18 protein-coding genes are annotated in these 23445 nt (G+C 68.0%); 14 read left to right on the top strand and 4 right to left on the bottom strand.

Annotated features, from left to right (window positions below; all coding sequences use genetic code 11):
• Positions 1-76: 76 nt before the first annotated feature.
• The 7 genes from CA234_RS10245 to CA234_RS10215 all read left to right on the top strand — a co-directional run bounded on the left by CA234_RS10245 (position 77) and on the right by CA234_RS10215 (position 11635).
• Entirely contained in the window at positions 77-559 is a 483-nt protein-coding gene (locus CA234_RS10245; protein WP_125976606.1) for a GAF domain-containing protein, read from the top strand.
• 292 nt (positions 560-851) lie between these two features.
• Complete coding sequence (locus CA234_RS10240; RefSeq protein WP_241213436.1) at positions 852-3530, top strand: TonB-dependent receptor; 2679 nt, start codon at positions 852-854, stop codon at positions 3528-3530.
• A 68-nt stretch (positions 3531-3598) separates the two neighbouring features.
• The gene (locus CA234_RS10235; RefSeq protein WP_241213435.1) at positions 3599-5932 is read left to right on the top strand and encodes an alpha-N-acetylglucosaminidase; all 2334 of its coding nucleotides are present in this window, start codon (positions 3599-3601) and stop codon (positions 5930-5932) included.
• Positions 5929-7077, top strand: a complete 1149-nt coding sequence (locus CA234_RS10230) for a heparan-alpha-glucosaminide N-acetyltransferase domain-containing protein (protein WP_126001624.1) — start codon at positions 5929-5931, stop codon at positions 7075-7077. The genes CA234_RS10235 and CA234_RS10230 overlap by 4 nt, the downstream gene beginning before the upstream one ends.
• A 113-nt stretch (positions 7078-7190) precedes the next feature.
• On the top strand, positions 7191-9953 hold the full coding sequence (cphA, locus tag CA234_RS10225) for a cyanophycin synthetase (RefSeq protein ID WP_126001623.1): 2763 nt from the start codon (positions 7191-7193) through the stop codon (positions 9951-9953).
• Entirely contained in the window at positions 9946-10842 is an 897-nt protein-coding gene (locus tag CA234_RS10220) for an isoaspartyl peptidase/L-asparaginase family protein (RefSeq protein ID WP_125976528.1), read from the top strand. Before cphA ends, CA234_RS10220 begins: the two co-directional genes overlap by 8 nt.
• On the top strand, positions 10835-11635 hold the full coding sequence (locus CA234_RS10215; protein ID WP_126001622.1) for a cyanophycinase: 801 nt from the start codon (positions 10835-10837) through the stop codon (positions 11633-11635). Before CA234_RS10220 ends, CA234_RS10215 begins: the two co-directional genes overlap by 8 nt.
• 9 nt (positions 11636-11644) lie before the next feature.
• On the opposite strand, the gene CA234_RS10210 is transcribed toward CA234_RS10215, so the two are convergent.
• Positions 11645-12244, bottom strand: a complete 600-nt coding sequence (locus CA234_RS10210; protein WP_126001621.1) for an alpha/beta hydrolase — start codon at positions 12242-12244, stop codon at positions 11645-11647.
• 151 nt (positions 12245-12395) lie between these two features.
• On the opposite strand from CA234_RS10210, the gene CA234_RS10205 reads away from it, so the two are divergent.
• The 7 genes from CA234_RS10205 (at position 12396) to bfr (ending at position 19704) form a co-directional block, all read left to right on the top strand.
• Positions 12396-15314: a sensor histidine kinase gene (locus CA234_RS10205; RefSeq protein WP_126001620.1), complete on the top strand. Its 2919-nt coding sequence runs from the start codon at positions 12396-12398 to the stop codon at positions 15312-15314.
• Between the two features lie 112 nt (positions 15315-15426).
• Positions 15427-16461: a DUF4118 domain-containing protein gene (locus CA234_RS10200; protein WP_164521771.1), complete on the top strand. Its 1035-nt coding sequence runs from the start codon at positions 15427-15429 to the stop codon at positions 16459-16461.
• 66 nt (positions 16462-16527) lie between these two features.
• Positions 16528-16929 carry a DUF3052 family protein gene (locus CA234_RS10195; RefSeq protein WP_125976520.1) on the top strand — a complete coding sequence of 134 codons (402 nt, stop codon included), beginning with the start codon at positions 16528-16530 and terminating at the stop codon, positions 16927-16929.
• A gap of 94 nt (positions 16930-17023) precedes the next feature.
• On the top strand, positions 17024-17677 hold the full coding sequence (locus CA234_RS10190) for a nitroreductase family protein (RefSeq protein ID WP_241213434.1): 654 nt from the start codon (positions 17024-17026) through the stop codon (positions 17675-17677).
• Positions 17678-17686: 9 nt separating this feature from the next.
• A complete protein-coding gene (locus tag CA234_RS10185; RefSeq protein WP_241213433.1) occupies positions 17687-18931 on the top strand; it encodes a DUF418 domain-containing protein in 1245 nt (414 codons plus the stop codon).
• Positions 18932-18964: 33 nt separating this feature from the next.
• Positions 18965-19135, top strand: coding sequence for a (2Fe-2S)-binding protein (locus tag CA234_RS10180; RefSeq protein ID WP_010545522.1), 171 nt, complete (start codon positions 18965-18967; stop codon positions 19133-19135).
• An 86-nt stretch (positions 19136-19221) separates the two neighbouring features.
• On the top strand, positions 19222-19704 hold the full coding sequence (gene bfr / locus CA234_RS10175; protein WP_126001619.1) for a bacterioferritin: 483 nt from the start codon (positions 19222-19224) through the stop codon (positions 19702-19704).
• Positions 19705-19875: 171 nt separating this feature from the next.
• Here the strand turns inward: bfr and der are convergent, their stop codons facing one another.
• The 3 genes from der to CA234_RS10160 all read right to left on the bottom strand — a co-directional run bounded on the left by der (position 19876) and on the right by CA234_RS10160 (position 23412).
• Positions 19876-21243 (bottom strand): ribosome biogenesis GTPase Der, encoded by a 1368-nt coding sequence (der, locus tag CA234_RS10170; RefSeq protein ID WP_164521770.1) that lies wholly within the window; start codon positions 21241-21243, stop codon positions 19876-19878.
• Positions 21244-21367: 124 nt separating this feature from the next.
• Positions 21368-22699, bottom strand: a complete 1332-nt coding sequence (locus tag CA234_RS10165) for a PQQ-like beta-propeller repeat protein (RefSeq protein WP_125976514.1) — start codon at positions 22697-22699, stop codon at positions 21368-21370.
• Positions 22696-23412 (bottom strand): tetratricopeptide repeat protein, encoded by a 717-nt coding sequence (locus CA234_RS10160; RefSeq protein WP_125976512.1) that lies wholly within the window; start codon positions 23410-23412, stop codon positions 22696-22698. Before CA234_RS10160 ends, CA234_RS10165 begins: the two co-directional genes overlap by 4 nt.
• Between the last annotated feature and the right edge of the window lie 33 nt (positions 23413-23445).

Below are 23445 nucleotides of genomic sequence, written 5' to 3'. Positions count from 1 at the left end.
TTCCGGCTTTCGCCGGAATGACGGTCGTGGAGCAAGCCCCCTCGCACCCAGCGCCGCGATCTCCTACATCGCGGCCATGTACAGCTTCGACATCACCGCCGACACCAAGGCCGAGCTCTATCGCGACCTCGCCGCCGCTCTCGATTCGCTGACCGCTGACGAGCCGGACGCGATCGCCAACATGGCGAACGTCTCCGCGCTGATCGGCCAATATCTGCCCGATCTCAACTGGGCGGGCTTCTACCGCAACGTGAAGGACGAGCTGGTGCTGGGCCCCTTCCAGGGCAAGGCCGCCTGTATCCGCATCCCGTTCGGCAAGGGCGTGTGCGGTGCTGCCGCGGCGACGCGGGAGACGCAGCTGGTCGAGGACGTCCATGCCTTTCCCGGCCACATCGCCTGCGACGCCGCCAGCCGCTCCGAGCTGGTCGTGCCGATCGTCCACCAAGGCGAACTGCTCGGCGTGCTCGATCTCGACAGCCCCCTGCGCGCACGCTTCGACGCTGGCGATGCGGCAGGCTGCGAGGCGCTGATGCGAATCCTCGCTCCCCGCATCGCCTGACCTTACCCATTTCGCTGTAGATGCGGTTTCGCCGGACCTGTTGCGGTTCGGCGACACCCCTTTTTGCGCTCGTTTTCCAGCGCTTTGGCAGCACGGGTCAGGCAAAGAGGTAATACCAACATTTGTTTTTGTATTAAATTGGCCTTGACACCATAGGACCGATACCGACCAATATCCCGCGCAGCGCCTGATTCAGAACAGATGCCATGGGAGGGCATGGGCGCGCACCGAACATTGGGTTCAACCACTCGGGGGGTATGAAATGCCGACGGATCAAAGCCTTCGCACGCCAGTGAGAACGATTGCGAAAACCATCCTGCTCGCGTCGGGATGCATCGCCGCGCTCAGCTTCGCCACCGCCGCGCAGGCGCAGACCGACGGCGCGCCGGCAGGGCAGGAAGACGGCGAGATCGTCGTCAACGGCATCCGCGCGTCGATCGACAACGCCATCGAAGCCAAGCGGAAGGACATCCGCGTCACCGACGGCATCTCGGCCGAGGATCTGGGCAAGTTCCCCAGCGAGAACATCACCGAGGCGATCCAGCGCATTTCGGGCGTGCAGATGTCCAACATCAACGGGCGCGGCGCGACGATCAGCATTCGCGGCCTGGGCCCGCAATATGCGATGACCACCGTCAACGGCCAGACTTTCAAGAGCGCCGACTTCACCGACGGCTTCCGCTACGACATCATCCAGACCGAACTCGCCAACGCGATCGAGGTGATCAAGTCGCCGACGGCGGACATGGATGCGGGCGGCCTTTCGGGCACGGTCAACATCAAGACGACGATGCCGCTCGACTATAAGGAGCGCCAGCTGGTCCTGTCGGTGAAGGGCCAGAATTCCGAATATGCCGGCGGCAAGATCACGCCGAAGATCAGCGGCAGCTATGTCGACCAGTTCGCCGACGGCACGCTCGGCGTCTATGTCAATCTCGGCTACCAGAAGCTGAAGGATCGCGCCGACTATTTCTGGATGGACCGCTGGGCCACCCAGACGGCCGCCGGGGCCACCGTCACCGTCCCCCGCCGCCCGCGCTATCGCCGCATCGACCGCGATACCGAACGGCTGATGGGCAGCGGCGGCGTCCAGTGGCGCCCCAGCGACCGGATCGAAGTGGATGCCAGCGCGATCTACGCCAAGGACATCACCGATTACGACGTGAACCAGCAGGTGTTCCTGTTCAACACCTCCAGCATCGTCGGCAGCAACGTCGTCAACGGCGTCGCCACCAAGGCGACCGCGACCAACTTCACCATGGAGAACAACCGCCAGCACGAGGATCGCAACCTCGTCAGCCAGGGCTATACGCTCTCGGGCAAGTGGACCGGCGACGATGGCTGGTCGGCGCGCACGGTGTTCAACTACACCAAGGGCAGCACCTATCAGCGCGAGGCCGCCGCGATCCTGGGGGTGAACATCCCCACCGCGACGATCGATTTCTCGAACCCGGACTCGGTGAAGTATAGCGTCGGCACCGATCTTTCGAGCACCGCGCTCTACGCCCCGGCGACGCTGACCCGCAACGAATATCCCAACGGCGCGACCCGCCAGATGGCGTCGAGCGAAACCTCGGGCCAGGCGGATCTGTACAAGCAAGTCTCCTTCGGCCCCTTCACCAAGTTCAGCGTCGGTGCCAAGTATCGCCACGAGATCTTCAGCCGCGACGTGAGCCGCCACGACATGATCGCGCTGGCCGACCAGCCGAAGCCTTCCAGCCCGATCTTCCCGCAGATGGCGACGAGCAACTATCCGGTCTCGGGCTTCCTCAACGGCGATTCGGGCATCCCCGGCGCCTGGATCGGCCCCGATCTCGGCGCCTATGACAAGGCGCTGGCCGCGGCCGGGATCACCGTGCCGGACATCTTCGCGCCCGAAGCCAGCTACCATGTCGATCGCTTCATGCCCTCGGCCTATGCGATGGCGGACATCGACACCCAGCTCGGCGGGATGACGCTGCGCGGCAATCTCGGCGTGCGCTACGAGCACACCAAGCAGAAGGTACAGGGCAACATCACCGCCCCGCGCACCGACGGCTATGAAGAAGTGCAGCAGAAGGTGGGCGAGTACGCCGTCGAGCAGCGCTACGACAATGTCCTGCCCAGCCTGAACCTGGTGCTGGAGCCGACGCGCACGGTGCAGGTCCGCTTCGCCGCGGCCAAGGTGCTGGTCCGCCCGATCATGGATTCGAACACGTCCATGGCGCAGACCACCAGCAGTTCGCCCAACACCTTCCCGGCGAATACCAATACGATCACGGTGGATCTCGGCCAGGCCGGTCTCAAGCCGCTGACCGCGAACCAGCTCGACCTCGGCGTGGAATGGTATCCCACCCGCTCGAGCACGATCGCGCTCAACGGCTTCTACAAATGGATCAAGAACGGCACCTTCTCGCGCCTGATCTGCCCGACGTCGTTCAACGGCACCGCGCTCAGCACGGCGGGCAATGACTGCGTCGATGCCAGGGGCAATATCTACGACATCACCCAGACGCTCAACGATCCCAGCACCATCCGGGTGAAGGGCTTCGAGATCAGCTGGAACCAGTCGTTCGATCGTATCCTGCCGCTCGACGGCCTCGGGCTGCTCGCCAACTTCACCCGGGTCTATCCGCAGAAGGTGGCGATCGGCACGGGCTATACGATCCGCAACCTGTCGAAGGTGACGTGGAACGTCTCGCCCTATTGGGAGAACGAGCAGTTCAACATCCGCCTCTCGATCAACCACCGCAGCAGCTACGAGCAGAACAGCGCCGACAGCTTCTTCGCCCGCGAAGGCCATGTCGTGAAGGGGCGCACCCAGTTCGACCTCAGCGGTGGCTACTCGCCGAACAGCTGGCTGACTTTCGCGGCCGGGGTGATCAACCTCAACAACAGCCGCGAACAGGCCTATTTCCGCGATCCGGCGGTATGGCAGGAGAGCAGCTTCTATGGCCGCAGCTTCTACCTGTCGGCAACGCTGAAGATGTAACAATACCCGGGGGCGACGCCGTGACGACGGCGCCGCCCCCATCGTTTTCGATGTCTGGAGAGTCTGACTTGGTCGTATCCGTCACCCGCCGCCTTCCCCTGCTCGGCCCGGTCGCGGCCGCGCTCGTCCTTGCCACCCCCGCCGCGGCGCTGCCCGGCCGGCCGGCACCCGCCGCCGCGCCGCAAGCGCAGACCGCCGCCGCGCGCGCCGTGCTGGCGCGGCTCGGCGCCGACACTACCAGGATCGACCTGGCGCTGGCTCCCGGCGCCACCCCGCAGTTCCGCGCCCGCACCGCAGGCGGGCGGCTGCGGATCGAAGGCACCTCGCCCGTCGCGCTGGTGCGCGGTGCCGCCCGCGCGCTGGGCCAGCAGGGTAGCCTGTTCGTTTCCTGGGAGGGCGTCCGCAATCGCCCGCTGGCGCTGCGCGACGGCTATGACAGCGGCGTGGTCGCCTCGCCCTTCTCGCTGCGGACGTATCTGAACACCTGCACCTATGGCTACACCACCCCCTGGTGGAACTGGGGCCGCTGGGAGCGCGAGATCGACTGGATGGCCGCGCACGGCGTCGACACGCCGCTGGCGATGGAGGGGCAGGAGCATGTCTGGCGCGCGATGTGGCGCGAGCAGGGCATGAACGACGCCCAGATCGCCGACGGCCTTTCCGCCGCGCCCTTCCTCCCCTGGCAGCGGATGGGCAATATCGCCGGCTACCGCGCACCGCTCTCGGCCAACTGGATCGAGAAGAAGCGCGTCCTGCAGCGCCAGATCCTCGCCCGGATGCGGTCGCTTGGCATGAAGCCGATCCTGCCGGCCTTCTCCGGCTATGTTCCCGAGGCCTTCGCCAAGGCGCACCCGGAGGCGAAGATCTACCAGATGCGGCAATGGGAGGGCTTTCCCGGCACCTATTGGCTCGACCCGTCCGACCCGCTCTTCGCCAAGCTCGCCGCGCGCTTCCTCCAGCTCTACACCGCGACCTATGGCCCCGGCGAATATTACCTCGCCGACGCCTTCAACGAGATGGTGCCGCCGATCGCCGAGGACGGCAGCGACGCCCGCGCCGCGACCTATGGCGACGCGATCGCCAACACCGCCGCCACGCGCGCCGCAGCACTTCCCAAGGAAGTGCGCGACGCCCGCCTCGCAGCCTATGGCGAGCGGCTCTACCGCTCGATCACTGCCGCCGCGCCGGGCGCGACCTGGGTGATGCAGGGCTGGCTGTTCGGCGCCGACAAGGCCTTCTGGACGCCCGACGCGATTGCCGCTTTCCTCTCCAAGGTGCCCGACGAGCGCATGCTGGTGCTCGACATCGGCAACGATCGTTATCCCGGCATCTGGAACGCGACCGAGGCCTTTTACGGCAAGGGCTGGGCGTACGGCTATGTCCACAATTACGGCGGCAGCAACCCGGTCTATGGCGACCTGAACTTCTACCGCAGCGACATGACCGCCGCGCTTGCCAACCCGGACCATGGGCGGATGCGTGGCTTCGGGCTGTTCCCGGAAGGGCTGCACAGCAACAGCATCGCCTATGCCTATGCCTATGACCTCGCCTGGGGCGAGATCGATGCGAAGGGCGATGCCCGCCCGCTCGATGCGTGGCTGGGCGACTATACCAAGGCCCGCTACGGCAAGACCTCGCCCGCGCTGGTCGCCGCCTGGGACAAGGCGATCGCGGGTGCCTACACCACCCGCTACTGGACCCCGCGCTGGTGGCGCGAGCAGGCCGGCGCCTATCTGTTGTTCAAATTCCCCAGCCTCGACGGCGCGGACTATCCCGCCGCCCCGGGCGACCCGGCGGCACTCCGCGCCGGAATCGAAGCACTGCTCGCCCAGGCGCCGCAGCACGCCGGCGAGCCGCTCTACACCTATGACGTGGTCGACCTCGCCCGCCACTATGCCAGCGTGAAGCTCGACGACCGGCTGAAGACGGCGACCGCCGCCTACAAGGCCGGCGACCTCGCCACCGGTGATCGGGCCGCTGCGGCGGCGGAAAAGCTCGCGCACGACATCGACTCCATCGCCGGCAACCAGCAGGAGACACTGGGCAGCTGGCTCACCGATGCCGCCGCCTATGGCGACACGCCCGCCGAGAAGGCGGCGTTCGTCGAGCAGGCCAAGGCAGTGGTGACGGTCTGGGGCGGCACCGGACACCTCTCCGACTATGCCTCGCGCGCGTGGCAGGGGCTGTACGCCGGCTATTACTGGCCGCGCTGGCAGCGCTTCCTCGCCGCCCAGCGTGCCGCCGCTGCCGCGCACACCGACTTCGACGCCAAGGCCACCGCCGCCGCGATCCGCGACTGGCAGGCCGCCTGGCTCAAGGACGGCAAGATGTGGGCTCGCCAGCGACCCGCGGCCCCGCTAGCCCTTGCCCGTACGCTCCTCGCAGAAAGCGAAGCCCGATGACCGAGACCCAGGCCAACACCGTCGCCGCGCTCGCCGGCAAGCCGCGCTTCCTCGCGCTGGACGTGTTTCGCGGTGCCACGATCTTCCTGATGATCCTGGTCAACACCTCCGGCCCGGGCGCCGAGCCCTATCCGCAGCTGGTCCATGCCAAGTGGTTCGGCTTCACCCTGGCGGACCTGGTGTTCCCCACCTTCCTGTTCGCGATGGGCAATGCGATGAGCTTCGCCTTCCGCAAGCCGGTGGCGACCGGGCCGTTCCTCGCCCGGCTGTTCAAACGCGGCGCGATCATCTTCGTGCTCGGCTATCTGATGTACTGGTTCCCCTTCGTCGAGCAGGGCGCGAACGGCTGGGAGCTCAAGCCCTTCGCGCTCACCCGCGTGCCCGGCGTGCTCCAGCGCCTCGCGCTCTGCTATGTGCTGGCCGCCCTGCTGATCCGCTGGCTCAAGCCCCGCCAGCTGCTGCTCGCCGCCATCGCGCTGCTGCTCGGCTACTGGACGACCCTGCTCGTCTTCAGCCCGCCGGGCATGGCCTATGACAAATATGCCAATATCGGCACGCAGATCGACCTGTGGCTGCTCGGACCCGGCCATCTCTACAAGAAGGACGCCGGCTTCGATCCCGAAGGCCTGCTGGGCACCCTGCCCGCCACGGTCAACGTGATTGCGGGCTATCTGGCGGGCCTCGCCATCGTCCAGGGCGGCGACCTGCGCCGTACCGTCGGCCGCATGGCGCTCGTCGGCGTCGCGCTGGTCGTAGCCGGGCTCGCCTGGTCGCCCTGGTTCCCGATCGCCAAGAAGCTGTGGACCGGCTCCTATGTCCTGCTCACCGTCGGGCTCGACCTGCTGCTGCTCGGGGCCACGATCTGGCTGATCGAGATCGCCGGCTTCAAGCGCGGCAGCCGCTTCTTCACCATCCTCGGGCGCAACCCGCTGGCAATCTACCTCTTCTCCGAGCTGTTCGTCACCGTGCTGGGGATGATTCCGGCGGGCGAGCATGGCGGCGTGTACGGTGCGGCGGGCGTGGGCATCTTCCAAGCGATCGCGCCGGGGCCGTTCGGGTCGCTGCTCTGCGCCTTCGCCTATACGATGCTGTGCTGGGCGGTGGGCTGGTGGATGGACCGCAAGGGACTGATCCTCAAGGCCTGACAAGACAGTTTTACTTCAAATAGTTGATCCGCATCAGTCGCGGAACGCGGGGAAATCTGGGCCGTTTCATCGGCTCAGACGCTGGCCCTCGGCGTCCCTTCTAGAGGTCCACTATGACAGCGTTGGTGCAGCCGGCCGATTTCGTGCGCCCGGCTTCGGCGAACGGGTTGCGGGTGCTCGAGCGGAGCGTCTATCGCGGCCCGCATCTGTTCAGCACGCGCCCGATGATCCGCATCCAGATCGATCTGCGCGATCTGGAACAATGGCCGAGCAACAAGCTGCCGGGCGTGACCGACGCGCTGCTCGCCCTCCTCCCCGGGCTGGGCGTGCATGGCTGCAGCTACCAACGCCCCGGCGGCTTCGTCGAGCGGCTGCGCGAAGGCACGTGGATGGGTCACATCATCGAGCATGTCGCGCTGGAGCTGCAGACCCTCGCCGGATCGCGCGTGACGCGCGGCAAGACGCGCTCGGTGAAGGACCGGCCGGGCGTGTACAACATCCTCTACACCTATCGCGACGAGACGCTGGCCCTCGCCGCCGGCCTCGCCGCGATCCGGCTGGTCGCCGATCTGCTGCCGGAGCCTCTGCGCAAGGTGGAAGGTCTTCAGCTGCTGGGTGTGGCGCCGCTCGACGCGCCTCAGGACGTCCGCGCGATCATCGCGTCGCTGCAGGCAATCCTCAAAACCAGCGCCTTGGGGCCCACCACCCGCGCGCTGGTCGAGGCAGCCGAGCGGCGCGGCATCCCCGTCGCGCGGCTCAACGAGCAGAGCCTGATCCAGTTCGGCCATGGCAGCCGCCAGAAGCGCATCCGCGCCAGCATCACCGGCGACACCGCGCAAATCGCGGTCGACATTGCCGGCAACAAGGCAATGACCAAGCAGCTGCTCGCCGAGGCCGGGCTGCCGGTCCCGCGCGGTGTGGTCGTGCGCCGGGTGGAGGAAGCCCTCGCCGAGGCCAGGCGCCTGCGCTGGCCAGTGGTGGTGAAGCCGCTCGACGGCAATCACGGCCGCGGCGTCACCACCGGCATCGCCGACGAAGACGCACTGCGCACCGCCTTCGACCTCGCGCTCCAGCATGGCCGCCGCGTGATCGTGGAGCAGCAGGTGCCGGGGAACGACCACCGCATCCTCGTCGTGAACGGCAAGGTCGTCGCGGTGGCCGAGCGGGTGCCCGCGCAGGTGATCGGCGACGGCTTCCATTCGATCGCCCAGCTGATCGACGACCTCAACCAGGACCCCCGCCGAGGCTTCGGCCATGAGAATGTCCTGACCCGTATTATCATCGACGAGGCAATGCTGGCGCTGCTGGAGAAGAGCGACCGCACGCCCGCGACCATCCCGATGGCGGGCGAGCAGGTGATCCTGCGCGATACCGCCAATCTCTCCACTGGCGGCACGGCGGTTGACCGCACCGACGTGATCCACCCTGCCAATCGCGCTATCGCCGAGCAGGCGGCGGCGGTGGTCGGGCTCGACGTGTGCGGGATCGACTTCCTCTCGCCCGATATTGCCCGCCCGGTGCGCGAGACCGGCGGCGGCATCGTCGAGGTCAACGCGGCACCGGGCTTCCGCATGCATCTGGAGCCCTCCAGCGGTACCCCGCGCGACGTCGCCACGCCGGTCATCGACATGCTGTTCCCGCGGGGGCGTCGCAGCCGCATCCCGATCTTCGCGATCACCGGCACCAACGGCAAGTCGACCACCGCCCGGATGGTCGCGCGCATCCTCTGCCACGCCGGCAGGAATGTGGGCATGACCACCACCAGCGGCATCTATTTCAACGGCCATCTGATGGCCGAAGCCGATGCCAGCGGGCCGAAGAGCGCGCGCACCGTGCTGCGCAACCCGGCGGTCGACGTCGCGGTGCTGGAGACGGCACGCGGCGGCATCCTGCGCGAAGGGCTGGGCTTCGACGGCGCCGATGTCGGCGCGGTGCTCAACGTCACCGCAGACCATCTCGGGATCAAGGGCATCGATACGATCGAGGAACTCGCCCAGGTGAAAGGCGTGGTGGTGGAGAGCGTCGCGCGCCGGGGCCATTCGGTGCTCAACGCCGACGATCCGATGTGCCACCGCATCTCCCGCCATGCGCGGGGCACGATCGTCTGGTTCTCGCTGAACGGCGGTTCGGACCTGTCCGGCCACCTCCGCCACCATATCGCCGAGGGCGGCATGGCGGTGGTGCGCGAGCCCGGCAGTTATGGCGGCTGCATCGTCCTCCACCGCGACGGCGAGCGCATCGAGGTGATGGCCGCCGCCGACATTCCCGCGACGCTCGGAGGCATCGCCGATTTCAACATCGCCAATGCGCTTGCCGCCATCGCGATGTGCGCGGCGCAGCGGCTGTCGATCGAGACGATCCGCGACGGGCTGAGCGCCTTCAGCATCTCGTTCGAGGATTCGCCGGGCCGCCTCAACCTCCACGATGCGCATGGCCGCCGCCACATCCTCGACTATGCGCACAACCCCGCCGGGCTGCAGGCGCTGGGCCAGGTGATCGAGCGGATGCGCGGGCGCTACCACCGGGTGATCGGCATGGTGAGCATCCCTGGCGACCGGCGCGACTGCGACATCGTCGAAATGGGCCAGCTTGCCGGCGCGATCTTCGACGAGATCGTATTCCGCGAGGCGCCCGACGGCCGTGGCCGCCCGCGCGGCGAGACCAACGGGCTGATGTCCGAAGGCGCGATGGCGGCGGGCATGCGGCCCGAGCAGGTGCACCGCATCGTCGACGAGATGGAGGCGGTGGACATGGTGCTGCAACTGGGGCGCCCCGGCGACCTGCTGGTGATCATGCCCAGCGCGATCCAGGCGGTGTGGGACCGAATCCTCGCCTTCCGGCCGGAAGCGGCGGTTCGGGAGAAGCTGCATGCCTGAAGCAACACGCTGGGCGATCCTCGTCCATGGCGGCGCCAAGACGATCGATCCGGCGCTCCACGATCGCAACCGCGCCGGGACCGCCGCCGCCGCCGAAGCAGGTGCGGCAGTGCTGCGCGCGGGCGGCAGCGCCGTGCTCGCGGCCGAGGCGGCAGTGCGGGTGCTGGAGGACGATCCGGTGTTCAACGCCGGCTTTGGATCGGTGCTCACCAGCGACGGCACCGTCGAGATGGACGCAGCATTGATGGAAGGTACGGAGCTTGCGCTGGGCGGCGTTGCGGGCGTGCGGCGCGTCCGAAATCCGGTGAGCGTCGCCCGGGCGATGCTCCCCGCCCGCCCGGTGTTGCTCGCCGGCGAGGGCGCGGAACGGTTTGCGGCGGACAACGGCATCGAACTCGTCGAGGCCGAGACCATGCTCTCTCCGGAGGCGCTCGCCTCGGAGAACAGCAAGGCACACGACACCGTCGGCTGCGTTGCGATCGACACCACTGGCGCGATCGCCGCGGCGACCTCCACCGGCGGGCTGCCGGGCAAGCATCCCGGCCGGATCGGCGATTCCCCCGTTCCCGGTGCGGGCCTCTATGCCGACGACACGCTGGGCGGCTGCGCCTTTTCCGGCGATGGCGAGGCGATCCTGCGGACGATGCTCGCCGCGCAAGTGATGCACGCGCTCGAACGCGGCGGCTCGGCCGGCGAGGCGGCGGAGCATGCCATAGCGCGGCTTAGCCGGGTCGGCGGCGAGGCGGGCGCGATCGTTGTGGAGCGCTCGGGCGCCTTCGGCATTGCCCATAACAGCGATCATTTCGCGCTGGCACTCCATTCCCACGGGCTCGATGCCCCGCGCGCGGGCGTTCACCGCGACGAATTGAAGGACTTGCTGCATGACTGACTCCGGCGGACCGCTCATCATCATCGGCGGCCACGAAGACAAGGAAGGCGACAAGACCATCCTCAAGGAGGTCGCGCAGCGGGTGAACGGCGGCAAGCTCGTCATCGCCACCGTCGCCAGCCACCAGCCCGACGGCTATTTCAGCACCTACCAGAAGGCGTTCGGGGCGCTGGGCGTCGACAATCTGATCGAGCTCTATGTCCACGAACGCGGCGAGACGCTGGAGCAGGAGACGCAATCGGTGTTCGACGATGCCGTGGGCATCTTCTTCACCGGCGGCGACCAGCTGCGCATCTCCAGCCAGATCGGCGACACCCCGGTCGAGCGAATGGTGCGCGACATCCATGCGCGCGGCGGCGTGATCGCAGGTACCTCGGCGGGCGCGTCGGTGATGAGCGAGACGATGCTGGTGAAGGGCTCCAGCGCCGAATCGCACCGCATCGGCGACCTCCACATGGCGCCCGGCCTCGGGCTGGTGCGCGACGTGATCATCGACCAGCATTTCGCCGAGCGCGGTCGCATCGGCCGGCTGCTCGGCGCGGTGGCGCAGAACCCGCGCGTGCTCGGCATCGGCATCGACGAGGATACCGCGATCGTGCTGGAAGGCTGCTGCTTCCGCGTCGCCGGGGCCGGCGCGGTCTATATCGTCGACGGCTCGGGCGTCACCCGCTCGAACATCGCCGAGGCCAGCCCGGAGCGGACGCTATCGATGCACGACGTCCGCCTGCACGTGCTCAGCCATGGCGACGAATTCGACCTCGACCAGCGCCGCCCCCTCTCCAAAAGGGATTGAGCGCGACCTTCAGTCCTGCTCGGGCGCCAGCACCGCCGCCAGCGCGTCGGCGGTCTGGGCGCGGCGCTCGACGATTCCCGCGGTCATCCGCAGCACGAGATCGCGGGCGCCCTGCCAGTGGCTGCCACTGCGGCGGGCATGCGGCAGCTGGGGCATGCCGCCCACCGCGCTGCCCCAGCCCGTTGCCAGCGCCTGGACCCGTTCGCTCACTGCCGTATCGGGCGTGTCGCCGCTCAGCAGCAGCGAGGGGAAGGGCAGCTTGATCCTGGGCGAGGCAAAATGCGCAGCATCGCCCTCCCCTGCGATCGGATCGATCAGCAGCGCGCCGGCCACGCGGGTAATATAGTCGCGCGGCGAGAGCCGGGCCCACCAGGTCGCGGCGAAGCAGCTCGCGCCGTTCGCCATCAGCAGCACCGGCCGTTCGGCATGGAGGATCGCCGAGTCGAGCTTCGCGGCCCACAGGCTGCGCTGGCGCACCGTCGCTTCTGAATAATCGAGATGCGCATCGGCACGCAGCGGCGCGCCGAACAAGGCGGAAAGCGCGCGGGCCGGGCCGTTGCCGGTGCTGATCACCGAAAATCGATCCAAGGGGGTCGTCACGAGCGTCATGGCGAGTCTTCCCGTGTGCTGGCCGAGCGAGGCTATATGCTCCCCGCGTGCCGTGCAATGCGGATCATGGTAGCTGCCGCACGCTTCGGCGCGAGCTCTTGCCGGGGGAACGTTCTCAGGGCACGGAAGCCGCGGAGGCGATAGGCAAGCGATGCGGCGCAGACGAATCTGGACGATGCTGCTGGTGCCGGCGATCCTCGCCGCCGCGCCCGCGCCCGCGCCCGCGCAGGCGCCGGCCCAGCGCAGCATCGACCAGTACAACCTTCGCGCCTGGCACCTTGTCGACGGCGCCCCGCCCGACATCTGGGCGCTCGCCCAGGCACGCGATGGCTTCCTGTATCTCGGCACCGGCGCGGGGCTGTACCGGTTCGACGGAATCAGCTTCGAGCCGGTGGTACCGCGCCTCGGCCGCTTCCCCTCGCGCAACATCACCGCCTTGCTCGCCGACCCGGACGGCAGCCTGTGGATCGGCCATTTCGACGGCCAAGTCTCGCACCTGCAGGGTGACCGGGTGTCGCGCTACGGTGCGCCCAATGCGGTGGTGGAGCAGTTCGCACGCGGGTCCGACGGGACGATCTGGGTGGCGATGTCCGGCCTGGAAGGCGGCCTGTTCCGCATCGGCCGGGGCGGAATCGTGCGCATGGGCCCCGATCGCGGCATGCCCGCAGGCCGCGCCTCCAGCGTCGTTGCCGGGCGCGACGGCGCGATCTGGGTCGCCGCCGAAACCGACATCCGGGTGCTTCGCCCCGGCAGCACGCGCTTCGCCCCCGTGGCGCGCAGCATGTACCGCGTGCGCCTCGCCGTCGCGCCGGACGGGCAGATCTGGGTCTCGGGAAGCCCTGCGGACGCGACCGGCGCCCGCGCCGCAGGGGTGCGGATCGCGCCGCTGCCGCCGGGCATGCACCCGCCCGCTGCCGATCGGATGCGCTTCACGCGGGATGGCGCGCTGTGGCGGACGCTGTTTGCCGGCGGGGTGCTCCAGACCCGCGATCCGGGCAGCGCCGCGCCCAGCTTCACCCGCCTCACCACCACGCAGGGCCTGCCCTCGCTCGTCGCGGTGCCGTTGCTGGAGGATCATGAGGCCAATCTGTGGATCGGCACCAATCTCGGCCTTTTTCGCCTGCGACCGGTCAGCGCCGCCACCGCGCTGCGGGTCAACGACACCGTGCTCGGCGGCTTCGAGCTGGCAGCGACGCAGGACGGCACCGTCTACGCCGCCAACCCCCACAATCTCTATCGCGCCCGCCCCGGCGAGCCGCTGCGCTGGCTGCGCCGCTTCGATCAGGGGATCGCCATGATCGAGGCGGACGGCACCGACCTGATCGTGTCGCTCCAGGACAGGCTGGTGCGGCTGCACGGCGACAGCTTCACGACGGTACCGGCCCCGGCAATCCCCGGGCCCGCCGCCACCTGGGGCCGGCAAGGGGACACGCAGTGGATCTCGGTCGCGGATGTCGGCGTGTTCCAGCTGGCCGCGGGCCGATGGCGCCCTTTGGCCACCCCCGACCAGCCGGCGAGCCGCCTCTACACCGCCTCGGGCACTGGTGGCGGCACCTGGTTCTATGGGCAGGATCGCCTGTATCGACGTGACCAGGCGGGGCTCCACGCCATCCCCGGCGACAGGGTGGGCAGCATCGCGATGGTCTCGACGGGGCCGGCGGGCACGCTGGTCGGCGGCGAACTCGGGCTCGCGCGGCTCGACCAGGGGCGCCTGCGGGCGCTGTCGGACAGCCGCGTGCCCGAGCTTGGCGGCATCACCGGCATCGTCCAGGCACCCGATGGCAGCGTCTGGATCAACGGCGTGCGCGGGCTGGTCCGCACCAGCAAGGCCGCGATCGATGCGGCCTTTGCGGACCCGCACGCAGCGCTGCAGCACCAGCTCTTCACCGCCGCCGACGGCCTGCCCGGCGTCGCCCAGCAGGGCGCGCAGAAGAGCACGGCGGTGCGCGGCGGCGACGGGCGCATCTGGGTGGCGGACAATGTCGGCATCGGCTGGATCGATCCCGCGCGCATCGTCCACAACCGGCTGCCGCCGCCGGTGACGATCCTCCGGCTGACCGCGAACGACCGCAGCTATGCCGACCCGCGCGACGTCGCGCTCCCCGCCGGCACCGCCAATCTGCGGATCGCCTATACCGCACTCAGCCTGGCGGAATCGGAGCGGGTGCGCTTCCGCTACCGGCTGATCGGGGTCGACCGCGGCTGGATCGACGCAGGCACCGCGCGCGAAGCCTATTATGCCAATCTCGGCCCCGGCAGCTGGCGCTTCCAGGTGATTGCCGCCAACAATGACGGGGTGTGGAATCGCGAGGGCGCGACCGTCACCGTCACCATCGCCCCGCATTTCTACCAGACCTGGTGGTTCCGGCTGCTGGCGATCGGCGCAGGCGCGGGCGCGCTGTGGCTGCTCTACGCCTGGCGACTGCGCGAGCAGCTGGCCCGCACCCGCGCTCGCGCCGAAGCCCAGCTTGCCGAGCGCGAGCGCATCGCCCGCGAGCTGCACGACACTTTGCTCCAGAGCATGCAGGGGCTGATGCTGCGCTTCCAGGCCGCCGCCTATGCGACCGAACCGGGCTCCCGGGCGCAGACGCTGATCGACAGCGCGCTGGAACGCGCCGACGACGTGATGATGGAGGCGCGCGACCGCGTGATGGCGCTCCGCCGCATCACCGGTCCCGGCGATCCGCAGCCGCTGATCGACGACCTTGCCCGCTGCCTCGAAGAGGAAGGGCTGATCGTCACCGTCAGCCGCGAAGGGCCGCCGCTGCGTTTCCTGCCCGAGGAGCTCGAGCAGATCCTGGCGATCGTGCAGGAAGCCCTTGCCAATGTCCGCCGCCATGCCGGCACGCTGCTCGCCCAGGTGCGGGTGAACAGCAGCGACGGCCGGCTGCGGATCGAGATCGACGATCAGGGCCGCGGCATTCCTCCCGAGATCATCGCCGCCGGGGAACGGCCGGGCCATTATGGGCTCAAGGGCATGCACGAGCGCGCCGCAGCGCTGGGCGGCATGCTGGAGGTACGCCGCGGCGTCCCCGTCGGCACGACCGTTCGACTGACCGTGGTGCGATGACGGGACGCTTGCGTCTGCATTGTTTCTGAACGATGAGAGATCCCGCTTGGCCGCTCCGATCCCTGGGGAGCGATGCCGCGTTCGCGGGGCAGGACTGGGGCAACGGGTGGCAATGAACTCCTATCATCGGACGCTGGAGAATCTTCCGCTGCTCAAGAAGCGGCGACCGCTGGCCTATGCGATCACGGTAGGTTTCTGCGCGATCGCCTGGTGGCTGCGGCTGGTGCTCGATCCGTTCTTCCCGCCGGGCTTTCCTTACCTGACCTTCTTCCCGGCGGTGATCCTCGCCTCCTTCCTGTTCGGACGCGGCCCGGGCGTCATCGCGGCGATCCTGTGCGGGCTGCTCGCCTGGTACTTCTTCATCCCGCCGCTCTACAGCTTCGCGCTGCAACGGGGCACCGCCGTCGCGCTGCTATTCTATGCCGGCGTGGTGACGGTGGACATCCTGCTCGTCCACTGGATGCAGCTTGCCAACGCCCGGCTGATGGCGGAACGCGAACGCAGCGCCAGCCTGGCCGCGCGGACCGAGATCCTATTCGAGGAGCTGCAGCACCGCGTCTCGAACAATCTGCAGATGGTGGGCGCGATGCTCGCGCTCCAGCGCCGCGGGATTGCCGATGGCGAGGCCAAGCGGGCGATCGGCGAAGCCGCGGCCAAGCTGCAGCTGATCGGCCGCATCCAACGGCGTCTATATGGCAGCCGCGGCGAACCGCTCGCGCTCGACGCCTTCGTCACCGCGCTGGTCGAGGACCTGGCCGAAAGCAGCGGCAAGCCCGGCATCCGCCATGTGGTGGAAGCGAACAGCGCGCTGCTGTTGCCGCCCGACCGCGCCATCCCGCTGGCGCTGATCGTCGCCGAGGGGATCGCCAACGCCATCGAGCATGGCTTTGCCGATCGCGAGACCGGCACCATCCTGGTCCAGGTCTGCGCCGAGGGCGACCGGCTGTCGCTGTCGATCCGCGACGACGGCGCGGGCGTGGCGGAGGGCTTCGACCTCGCCGCGGTCGACAGCCTGGGGCTGCGCATCGCGCGGAACCTGGCGCAGGGCATGGACGCCGAATTGCGGATCGCCCCCGCCCGCCCCGGCCCCGGCACGCTGGTGGAGCTGCGCAACATCCCGATCGACCGCGCCGTGCAGCCGGCCTGACCGCGATCAAGGCCGCTGGCGCCGATCTGCCGCATCCTGTAGGTTGATCCAAGGAGGGCGGCGACGATGGAACAATGTTCTGGCACCCCGATGGCGACGCGGCTCGGCTTCAAGCCCGGCATGCGCGTCTGGTTTCACGACATGCCGCCGGCGGTGCGCGCCGCGATCGCACCCGAACGCGCCGCGCTGGAGGAACTGGGCTGCGCGACCGACGGCGTTCAGGGCGTGCACCTGTTCGCCTCGCGCCGCGACCACCTGGAACGCGAACTGGGCGCGTTGCGCGAGCTGCTCGCCAGCAACGGCTTCTGCTGGGTGTCCTGGCCCGAGCAGGAAGGGACCTCCGAACTGCGCGAGAACACCGTCGCCGACGTCGCCGCGGCGCACGGATGGGAGGCGCGTGATCGCTGCGCTTTCGATGGCTGGTCGGGGGTCAAGCTAACCCCCCGGCTTACGCCTGCAACCGAATAAAGCTCGACATATGCACGTCTCCGCATAAAACACAGGTGGACATGCGACGCCTCTTCGACGACGCTCGTCTCCAAATTCCTCTATGAAACCTTCCATGCGGCCTTGGACTCCTGACATCGATCTGCCGGACGACGCGCGGATCGCGAACGCCGCAGCCTTTTGCGAGCGGATGGCAACGCGCCACAGTTGTCGGAGCTTTTCGGCCGCGCCGGTGCCGCGCGCGATCATCGAGACGGCGATCGCCGCAGCCGGTACCGCACCGAGCGGCGCCAATCGCCAGCCCTGGCATTTCGCCGCGCTTTCCTCGCCCGGCGCAAAGACGGCGCTGCGCGTGGCGGTGGAAGAGGAAGAGCGCAACTTCTACGGCGGCATCGGCGGCAGCGAATGGCAGGGGCTGCTCCAGAACCTCGGCACCAATGCCGACAAGCCCTATCTCGAAGTCGCGCCGTGGATCATCGTCGCCTTCGGCCAGACCAAGGCGACCGAAACCGATCGCTTCCCGAACCCGTACATGGTCGAGAGCGTGAGCATCGCCTGCGGCCTGCTGCTCACCACCTTGCACATGGCCGGGCTGGCGACGCTGGTCCACACCGCCACGCCGGCGCGCTTCCTCAACCGGCTGTGCCGGCGGCCCGAACATGAGCGGCCAGTAATGCTGATCGTCACCGGCCATGCCGGGGCCGATGCGACGGTGCCGGCGGCCGCCCTCGAACGCAAATCAATGGATCAGATCGCCAGCTGGTTCTAAGCGCTGGGGGTGCATCCCGCGAATTCCTCCCGCCTGCTCTCGCTCGATCTCGTCCGCGGCACCGCGCTGCTCGGCATCCTGTTGCTCAACATCGTCGGCTTCGGCATGCCCGAAGCGGCCTATTTCAACCCGCGCGCCTATGGCGGATGGCACGGCGCGGACCTCGCCGCCTGGCTGGTCAACTTCCTGTTCTTCGACGGGCGGATGCGCGGGCTGTTTTCCTTCCTGTTCGGCGCCTCGCTGCTGATCGTCACCGATGCGGCGGCGGCGGCGGGGCGCGATCCGGCGCGGGCGCATTATGCGCGGATGGGCTGGCTGCTGGTGTTCGGCCTCGCGCATCTCTGGCTGGTCTGGAGCGGCGACATCCTCGCCCATTATGCACTGGTCGGCATGCTCGCCTTTCCCTTGCGCACGCTGCCGGTGTCGCGGCTGCTGAGCCTGGGGACGGTGCTGGTACTGGTCAGCACCGCGCTGTTCGGCACCTTCGCGCACGATGCCTGGCGGATGTCGCTGCTGCCGCAGGCCACGCAGGGCGGGTTCACCTCGCTGGTGAACGCGTTCGGGATGCCGTCCGGGGCACGGATCGCGTCGGAACTGGCGGTGCATCGTGGCAGCTATGCTGGGGTCGTCGGCCAGCGCTTCGGCGAATATGCTACCAGCCCCTTCGCGATGCTGCTGGTCTATGGCTGGGAGACGCTGGGCTATATGCTGTTCGGCATGGCAGCGCTGCGCAGCGGGCTGCTGACGGGCGCGTGGCCGCGCGAGACCTATCGCCGCTGGTGGCTGCGCTGCTGGGCGATTGCCCTACCCATCTACGCCCTGCTGGCGATCTGGCTAATCGCGGCGAAGTTCAGCCTGTTCGCGGTGCTGATGGCGGCGGTGACGCTGCCCGAGCTTATACGGCCGGTGATGATCCTCGGCTGGGCCTGCCTGATCCTCTACGCAGCACGGCCCGAGGGCTGGCTGACCCGGCGGGTGGCGGCGGCAGGACGGATGGCCTTTTCCAACTATCTCGCGACCAGCCTGCTCTGCGTGTGGTTCTTCGACGGCTATGGCCTGGGTTGGTTCGGCTATCTCTCGCGCTGGCAGCTCTACCCGGTAGTGCTCGGCGTCTGGGCGCTGCTGCTGCTCTGGTCGCAGCCCTGGCTGTCCGTCTTCCGCTATGGTCCGCTCGAATGGCTGTGGCGCAGTCTGGCGCGCGGCAGCCTGCAACCCATTCGCAATAGCCTTGCGAATCGCTCGCAATCGCACTAGATCTCTCCCAGCGAGAGAATCGAGGGATCGTCGATGGTCGTCTGCGTTTGCAATGCCCTGCGGGAACGGGAAGTACGGGAAGCGGCGCGGTCCGGCGCCCAGAGCGCCTGCCAAGCCTATCGCGCGCTCGGCTGCCAGGCAAAATGCGGCCAGTGCGTGCCCTTCGCCCGCGCGATCATCGCCGAAGAACGTGCGGCTGCGTGACATTCGCAAGTAAAAAGCTGCTGATTTCTACGGTTTTTTTCTGACTTCATTCGCGGTAGGTACGGCTCCGAAAGGAGTCTCGCGCAATGAAGGGCGACGCTAAAGTCATCGAGTATCTCAACGAAGTACTCAAGAACGAATTGACGGCAATCAACCAATATTGGTTGCATTATCGCATGCTCGACCATTGGGGCGTGCAGAAGCTCGCCGAATTCGAGCGGCACGAATCAATCGACGAGATGAAGCATGCCGACTGGCTGGCAGAGCGCATCCTGTTCCTCGACGGCCTCCCCAATTTCCAGCTGCTCGGCCGCCTGCGCATCGGCGAGAATGTGGAAGAACTGCTCCGCTCCGACCTGGCGCTGGAAGTGGAGGCGATCGCCGTGCTGCGCGACGCGATCCAACATTGCGAAAGCGTGCGCGACTTCGTCAGCCGCGACCTGTTTCTCAAGATCCTCGACAGCGAGGAAGAGCATGTCGACACGCTGGAACGCCAGTTCGACATGATCGAGCGCATGGGGCTGGAAAATTATATCCAGCTCAACAGCAAGCCGGCCGAGGCGGAGTAAGCTGCGACCGAATGGGGGCATACGACGCCCCGCATCGTCATCCCCGCGAAAGCGGGGATCCATTGATGGAGTCGTCGAGGCTCTTGCCGAAGCGTCCTGGCAAATGGATTCCCGCCTTTGCGGGAATGCCGGAGGGAGCTTGGGGGGCGAAAGTCATAGACTGCCCCGCTCTCACTCCTTCTCCCGATCGAACGGGTTCTTCGGCGCGCGGAGCACCAGCCGCACCGGCACCGCGCCGAAATCGAACTCGCGGCGCAGCCCGTTGATCAGATAGCGCTGGTAGCTCATCGGCAGCAGGTCCACGCGGGTGCCGAACAGCACGAAGCTCGGCGGCCGCGTCTTGTTCTGGGTGACGTAGCGCGGCTTGATCCGCTTGCCGCCGGGCGCGGGCGGCGGATTGGCCTCGATCGCGCGCTCGAACCAGCGGTTGAGCTGCCCGGTCGACACGCGGCGCGACCAGGCCTCGCGCGTCTCGAACGCCACGCGCATCAGCGTGTCGATCCCCTTGCCGGTCACCGCCGAGACGGTGAGCAGCGGCACGCCCTTCACCTGCGCCAGCCCCTCGTCCAGCGCGCCCTTCACGCCGTTGAACAGGCTGGAGGCATTCTCCGCCACGTCCCACTTGTTGAGCGCGATGATCAGCGCACGGCCTTCCTGCAGCACGCGATCGGCGATCTTGAGATCCTGCACCTCCAGCCCGCGCGTCGCATCGAGCAGCAGCACGACGACTTCGGCGAAGTCGATCGAGCGCAGCGTATCGGCGACCGAAAGCTTCTCCAGCTTCTCCTCGACGCGCGCCTTCTTGCGCAGCCCGGCGGTGTCGACCAGCCGCACCTTGCGCGGCTTGTCCTCGAAGTCGGTCCACTCGTAATCGATCGAGATCGAATCGCGGGTGATGCCCGCCTCGGGCCCGGTGATCATCCGGTCCTCGCCGAGGATGCGGTTGACCAGCGTCGACTTGCCCGCGTTCGGACGCCCGACGATCGCCAGCTTGAGCGGCGCGTCGGGGCTCTCGGGATCCTCCTCCGGCTCCTCGTCGTCGCGGTCGACATGCGGCAGCAGCGCCTCGAACAGGTCCGCCACGCCTTCGCCATGCTCGGCCGAGAAGGGAATGGGATCGCCAAGGCCGAGCGCCATCGCTTCCAGCACACCGGTCTCGCCGGCGCGGCCCTCGGCCTTGTTGGCCATCAGCACCACCGGACGATCGGTCGAACGCAGCCAGCGGGCGATTTCCTCGTCGAGCGGGGTCACGCCCGCACGCGCGTCGATCAGGAACAGCGAGACGTCGGCCTCGCGCACCGCCGCTTCGGTCTGCGCGCGCATGCGGCCGGGGAGCGTCGCGGCATCCTCGTCCTCATAGCCCGCGGTGTCGATCACCCGGAACTCGAGGCCAAGCAGGTTCGCGTCACCCTCCCGGCGATCGCGGGTGACACCGGGCTGGTCGTCGACCAGCGCGAGGCGCTTTCCGACCAGCCGGTTGAACAGCGTCGACTTGCCCACATTGGGGCGTCCGATGATTGCGACGGTGGGCAAGGGCATGATCGATTCTCTAACGCAGTCGAAAGGGCGACGCAAAGTCGCCGGAAAAACGAGAGGGGCCGGAGCGCTGCGCCCCGGCCCCCTTTGTGGATAGTCTGCCCGGCACCCGGCCGGGGCAGCAGGCTCAGCGATAGGCGCTCAGGCGGCCCTTGTCGTCGAGCAGGTAGAGCGTGCTGTTGGCCACGACCGGCGCGAGCGACAGCGGATCCTTGGTCTCCTTGGTGGAGAGGATGCTGCCGTCCTTGGGCGACACCGAGACGATCTGGCCCAGCGTGTTGATCAGCACGAGACGCCCGCCGGCCGCGATCGGGCCCTTCCAGGCGACCGGGTTCTTCAGCTTCTTCTCGTTCTTGTACTTCTGCAGCTGAACAATCCAGCGCGGCTTGCCGCTGCTGCGCGACAGGCAGAGTAGGCGCGCATCGTCGGTGACCACGAACAGCCACTCGCCGACCGCATAGGGCGAGGCCAGGCCGCCGATGCTCTGCTCCCACAAGGTCGAGCCGCTGGTGATGTCCACCGCGACCATCCGGCCGCCCTCGCCCAGCGCATAGACGCGGCCCTGGTCGATCACCGGCTCGGCATCGATATCCGACAGCGACGAGACCGAAGTGGTCATGGTGTTGCGGGTCAGCACGTCACCCCACAGCGACAGGCCGTTCTCGTAGCGATAGGCGTTGAGCTCGCCCGAGGAGAAGCCCGCGATCACCGTGCCCTGCGCCGAAGCCGGGGCGGCGACGCCGAACACGCCCTGCGATTCGAGGCTGGCCGTCGCCGTCCACGAAATCTCGCCCTTGTCCTGGGTCAGCGCGAACAGCTGGTTGTCCTGAGTCACCACATAGACATTGCCGTTGGCGAGCGTCGGCGCGCCACGCAGCGGGCCGCCGGGACGCTTGCGCCAGAGCTCCTTGCCGTCGGCGACCTGCAGGGCGACCACGTCGCCCAAGCCGTTCGAAGCGTAGACACGATCGCCGTCAACGCTGACGCCGCCACCGAACAGCGCGCCGCGGCTGCGCTTGTCCTCGCCGGTGCCGGTGCGGGCGTTCCACAGCTCCGAACCGGTATCGGCCGCCATGGCGTGCACGGTGCCGGCCTGGTCGATCACGAACAGCTTGTTGCCTTCGATCACCGGCGAAGCGGCGAGGCGCTGACTCTTCGACGGCTTGGCAACCTGCTTGGACCAGACGCGCGACAATGCTTCGCCGAGCGCAAGATGGCCCATCGCCTTGGACGCGCTGCCGCCCGGCTGGCTCCAATTCTCGTTGACCGCCGCCTCGGGCAACTGGACCTCGATGCCCGCGAGCGTCTTGTCGGCGGTGATGTCGTTTTCGGTCACCAGGATCGGCACGCGCTCGCCGAGCACGGGGGTCTTCTTGCTGCCGCCGCCCTTGAAGACGCCGCAGCCGCTCACCAGCGCGAGTGCCGCAACTGCCGTTACAACGCGAACCTTCGTGTTCATTTAGCTTGCTTTTCCTGGGTCTGAGCGGTCGGCGCCGTGGGCGTCACCGAAAGCGTCTTGGCGAGTTCGCCGGTGCGTTCGCGGATCGAATCCGGCACGCGGGAGCCGGCTTCGCTGAGCTGGCGATAGAGCTTGGCGGCCTCGCCGCGTTTGCCCGATTTCAGATAGGCGGCTGCCACCATCTCGCCCGCGGTGCCGAACCACGGCGAATCAGGGTTGGCGAGCGTGCCGAGCCGCTGGATCACGTCCTGCGGCTTGAGCGTGTCGAACTCCGCCTGGGTCTGGCGGACCAGCGCGAGATCGCGGAACGGCTGGGCGAGCTTGCTATCGGTGACGATGCTGGCGAACTTGGCCGCGGCACCCTTCTTGTCGCCCTGTTGGAACAGCAGATTGCCCTGGGTAAAGCGCGCCATCGCGGCATAGCCGTCCTCGCCCTGCGCCAGCTTGTCGAGCGCCGGCTGGGCCTGGCCGACCTGGTTCTGCGCGGCGAGCTGGAGCGCTGCGTCATATTCCTCGCCGCGTGCTTCGGCAGCGGTGCGCTGGCTGTGGTCGTAGAACAGCCAGCCGGCCACGGCGACCAGGAAGGCCACCACGCCGATCGCGATCCAGATGCCATAGCGGCGGCCGGCGCGGATCAGCTGATCGCGCCGATATTCCTCGTCGACTTCGCGAAGGAAGGCCTCGTCGGTGGTACCGGAAGGAGGAAGCGCCAAAATCTACTCCATGGGTCTGATGCGGCCGCGGAC

The organism is Sphingomonas sp. ABOLE, assembly GCF_003950455.1.
Taxonomy (GTDB): Bacteria; Pseudomonadota; Alphaproteobacteria; order Sphingomonadales; family Sphingomonadaceae; genus Sphingomonas; species Sphingomonas trueperi.
Note: the sequence above shows the minus strand (reverse complement) of the source record. Positions and strands in the feature narration are given on the sequence as shown.

Coding starts and splice junctions, on each gene's coding strand:
- CA234_RS10210 (WP_126001621.1), bottom strand. CDS start 12,244: ATGACGCTCGTGACGACCCCCTTGGATCGATTTTCGGTGATCAGCACC.
- CA234_RS10195 (WP_125976520.1), top strand. CDS start 16,528: ATGGAACAATGTTCTGGCACCCCGATGGCGACGCGGCTCGGCTTCAAG.
- CA234_RS10205 (WP_126001620.1), top strand. CDS start 12,396: ATGCGGCGCAGACGAATCTGGACGATGCTGCTGGTGCCGGCGATCCTC.
- CA234_RS10230 (WP_126001624.1), top strand. CDS start 5,929: ATGACCGAGACCCAGGCCAACACCGTCGCCGCGCTCGCCGGCAAGCCG.
- CA234_RS10165 (WP_125976514.1), bottom strand. CDS start 22,699: ATGAACACGAAGGTTCGCGTTGTAACGGCAGTTGCGGCACTCGCGCTG.
- CA234_RS10220 (WP_125976528.1), top strand. CDS start 9,946: ATGCCTGAAGCAACACGCTGGGCGATCCTCGTCCATGGCGGCGCCAAG.
- bfr (WP_126001619.1), top strand. CDS start 19,222: ATGAAGGGCGACGCTAAAGTCATCGAGTATCTCAACGAAGTACTCAAG.
- CA234_RS10200 (WP_164521771.1), top strand. CDS start 15,427: ATGAACTCCTATCATCGGACGCTGGAGAATCTTCCGCTGCTCAAGAAG.
- CA234_RS10190 (WP_241213434.1), top strand. CDS start 17,024: ATGCGGCCTTGGACTCCTGACATCGATCTGCCGGACGACGCGCGGATC.
- CA234_RS10215 (WP_126001622.1), top strand. CDS start 10,835: ATGACTGACTCCGGCGGACCGCTCATCATCATCGGCGGCCACGAAGAC.
- der (WP_164521770.1), bottom strand. CDS start 21,243: ATGCCCTTGCCCACCGTCGCAATCATCGGACGCCCCAATGTGGGCAAG.
- CA234_RS10245 (WP_125976606.1), top strand. CDS start 77: ATGTACAGCTTCGACATCACCGCCGACACCAAGGCCGAGCTCTATCGC.
- cphA (WP_126001623.1), top strand. CDS start 7,191: ATGACAGCGTTGGTGCAGCCGGCCGATTTCGTGCGCCCGGCTTCGGCG.
- CA234_RS10180 (WP_010545522.1), top strand. CDS start 18,965: ATGGTCGTCTGCGTTTGCAATGCCCTGCGGGAACGGGAAGTACGGGAA.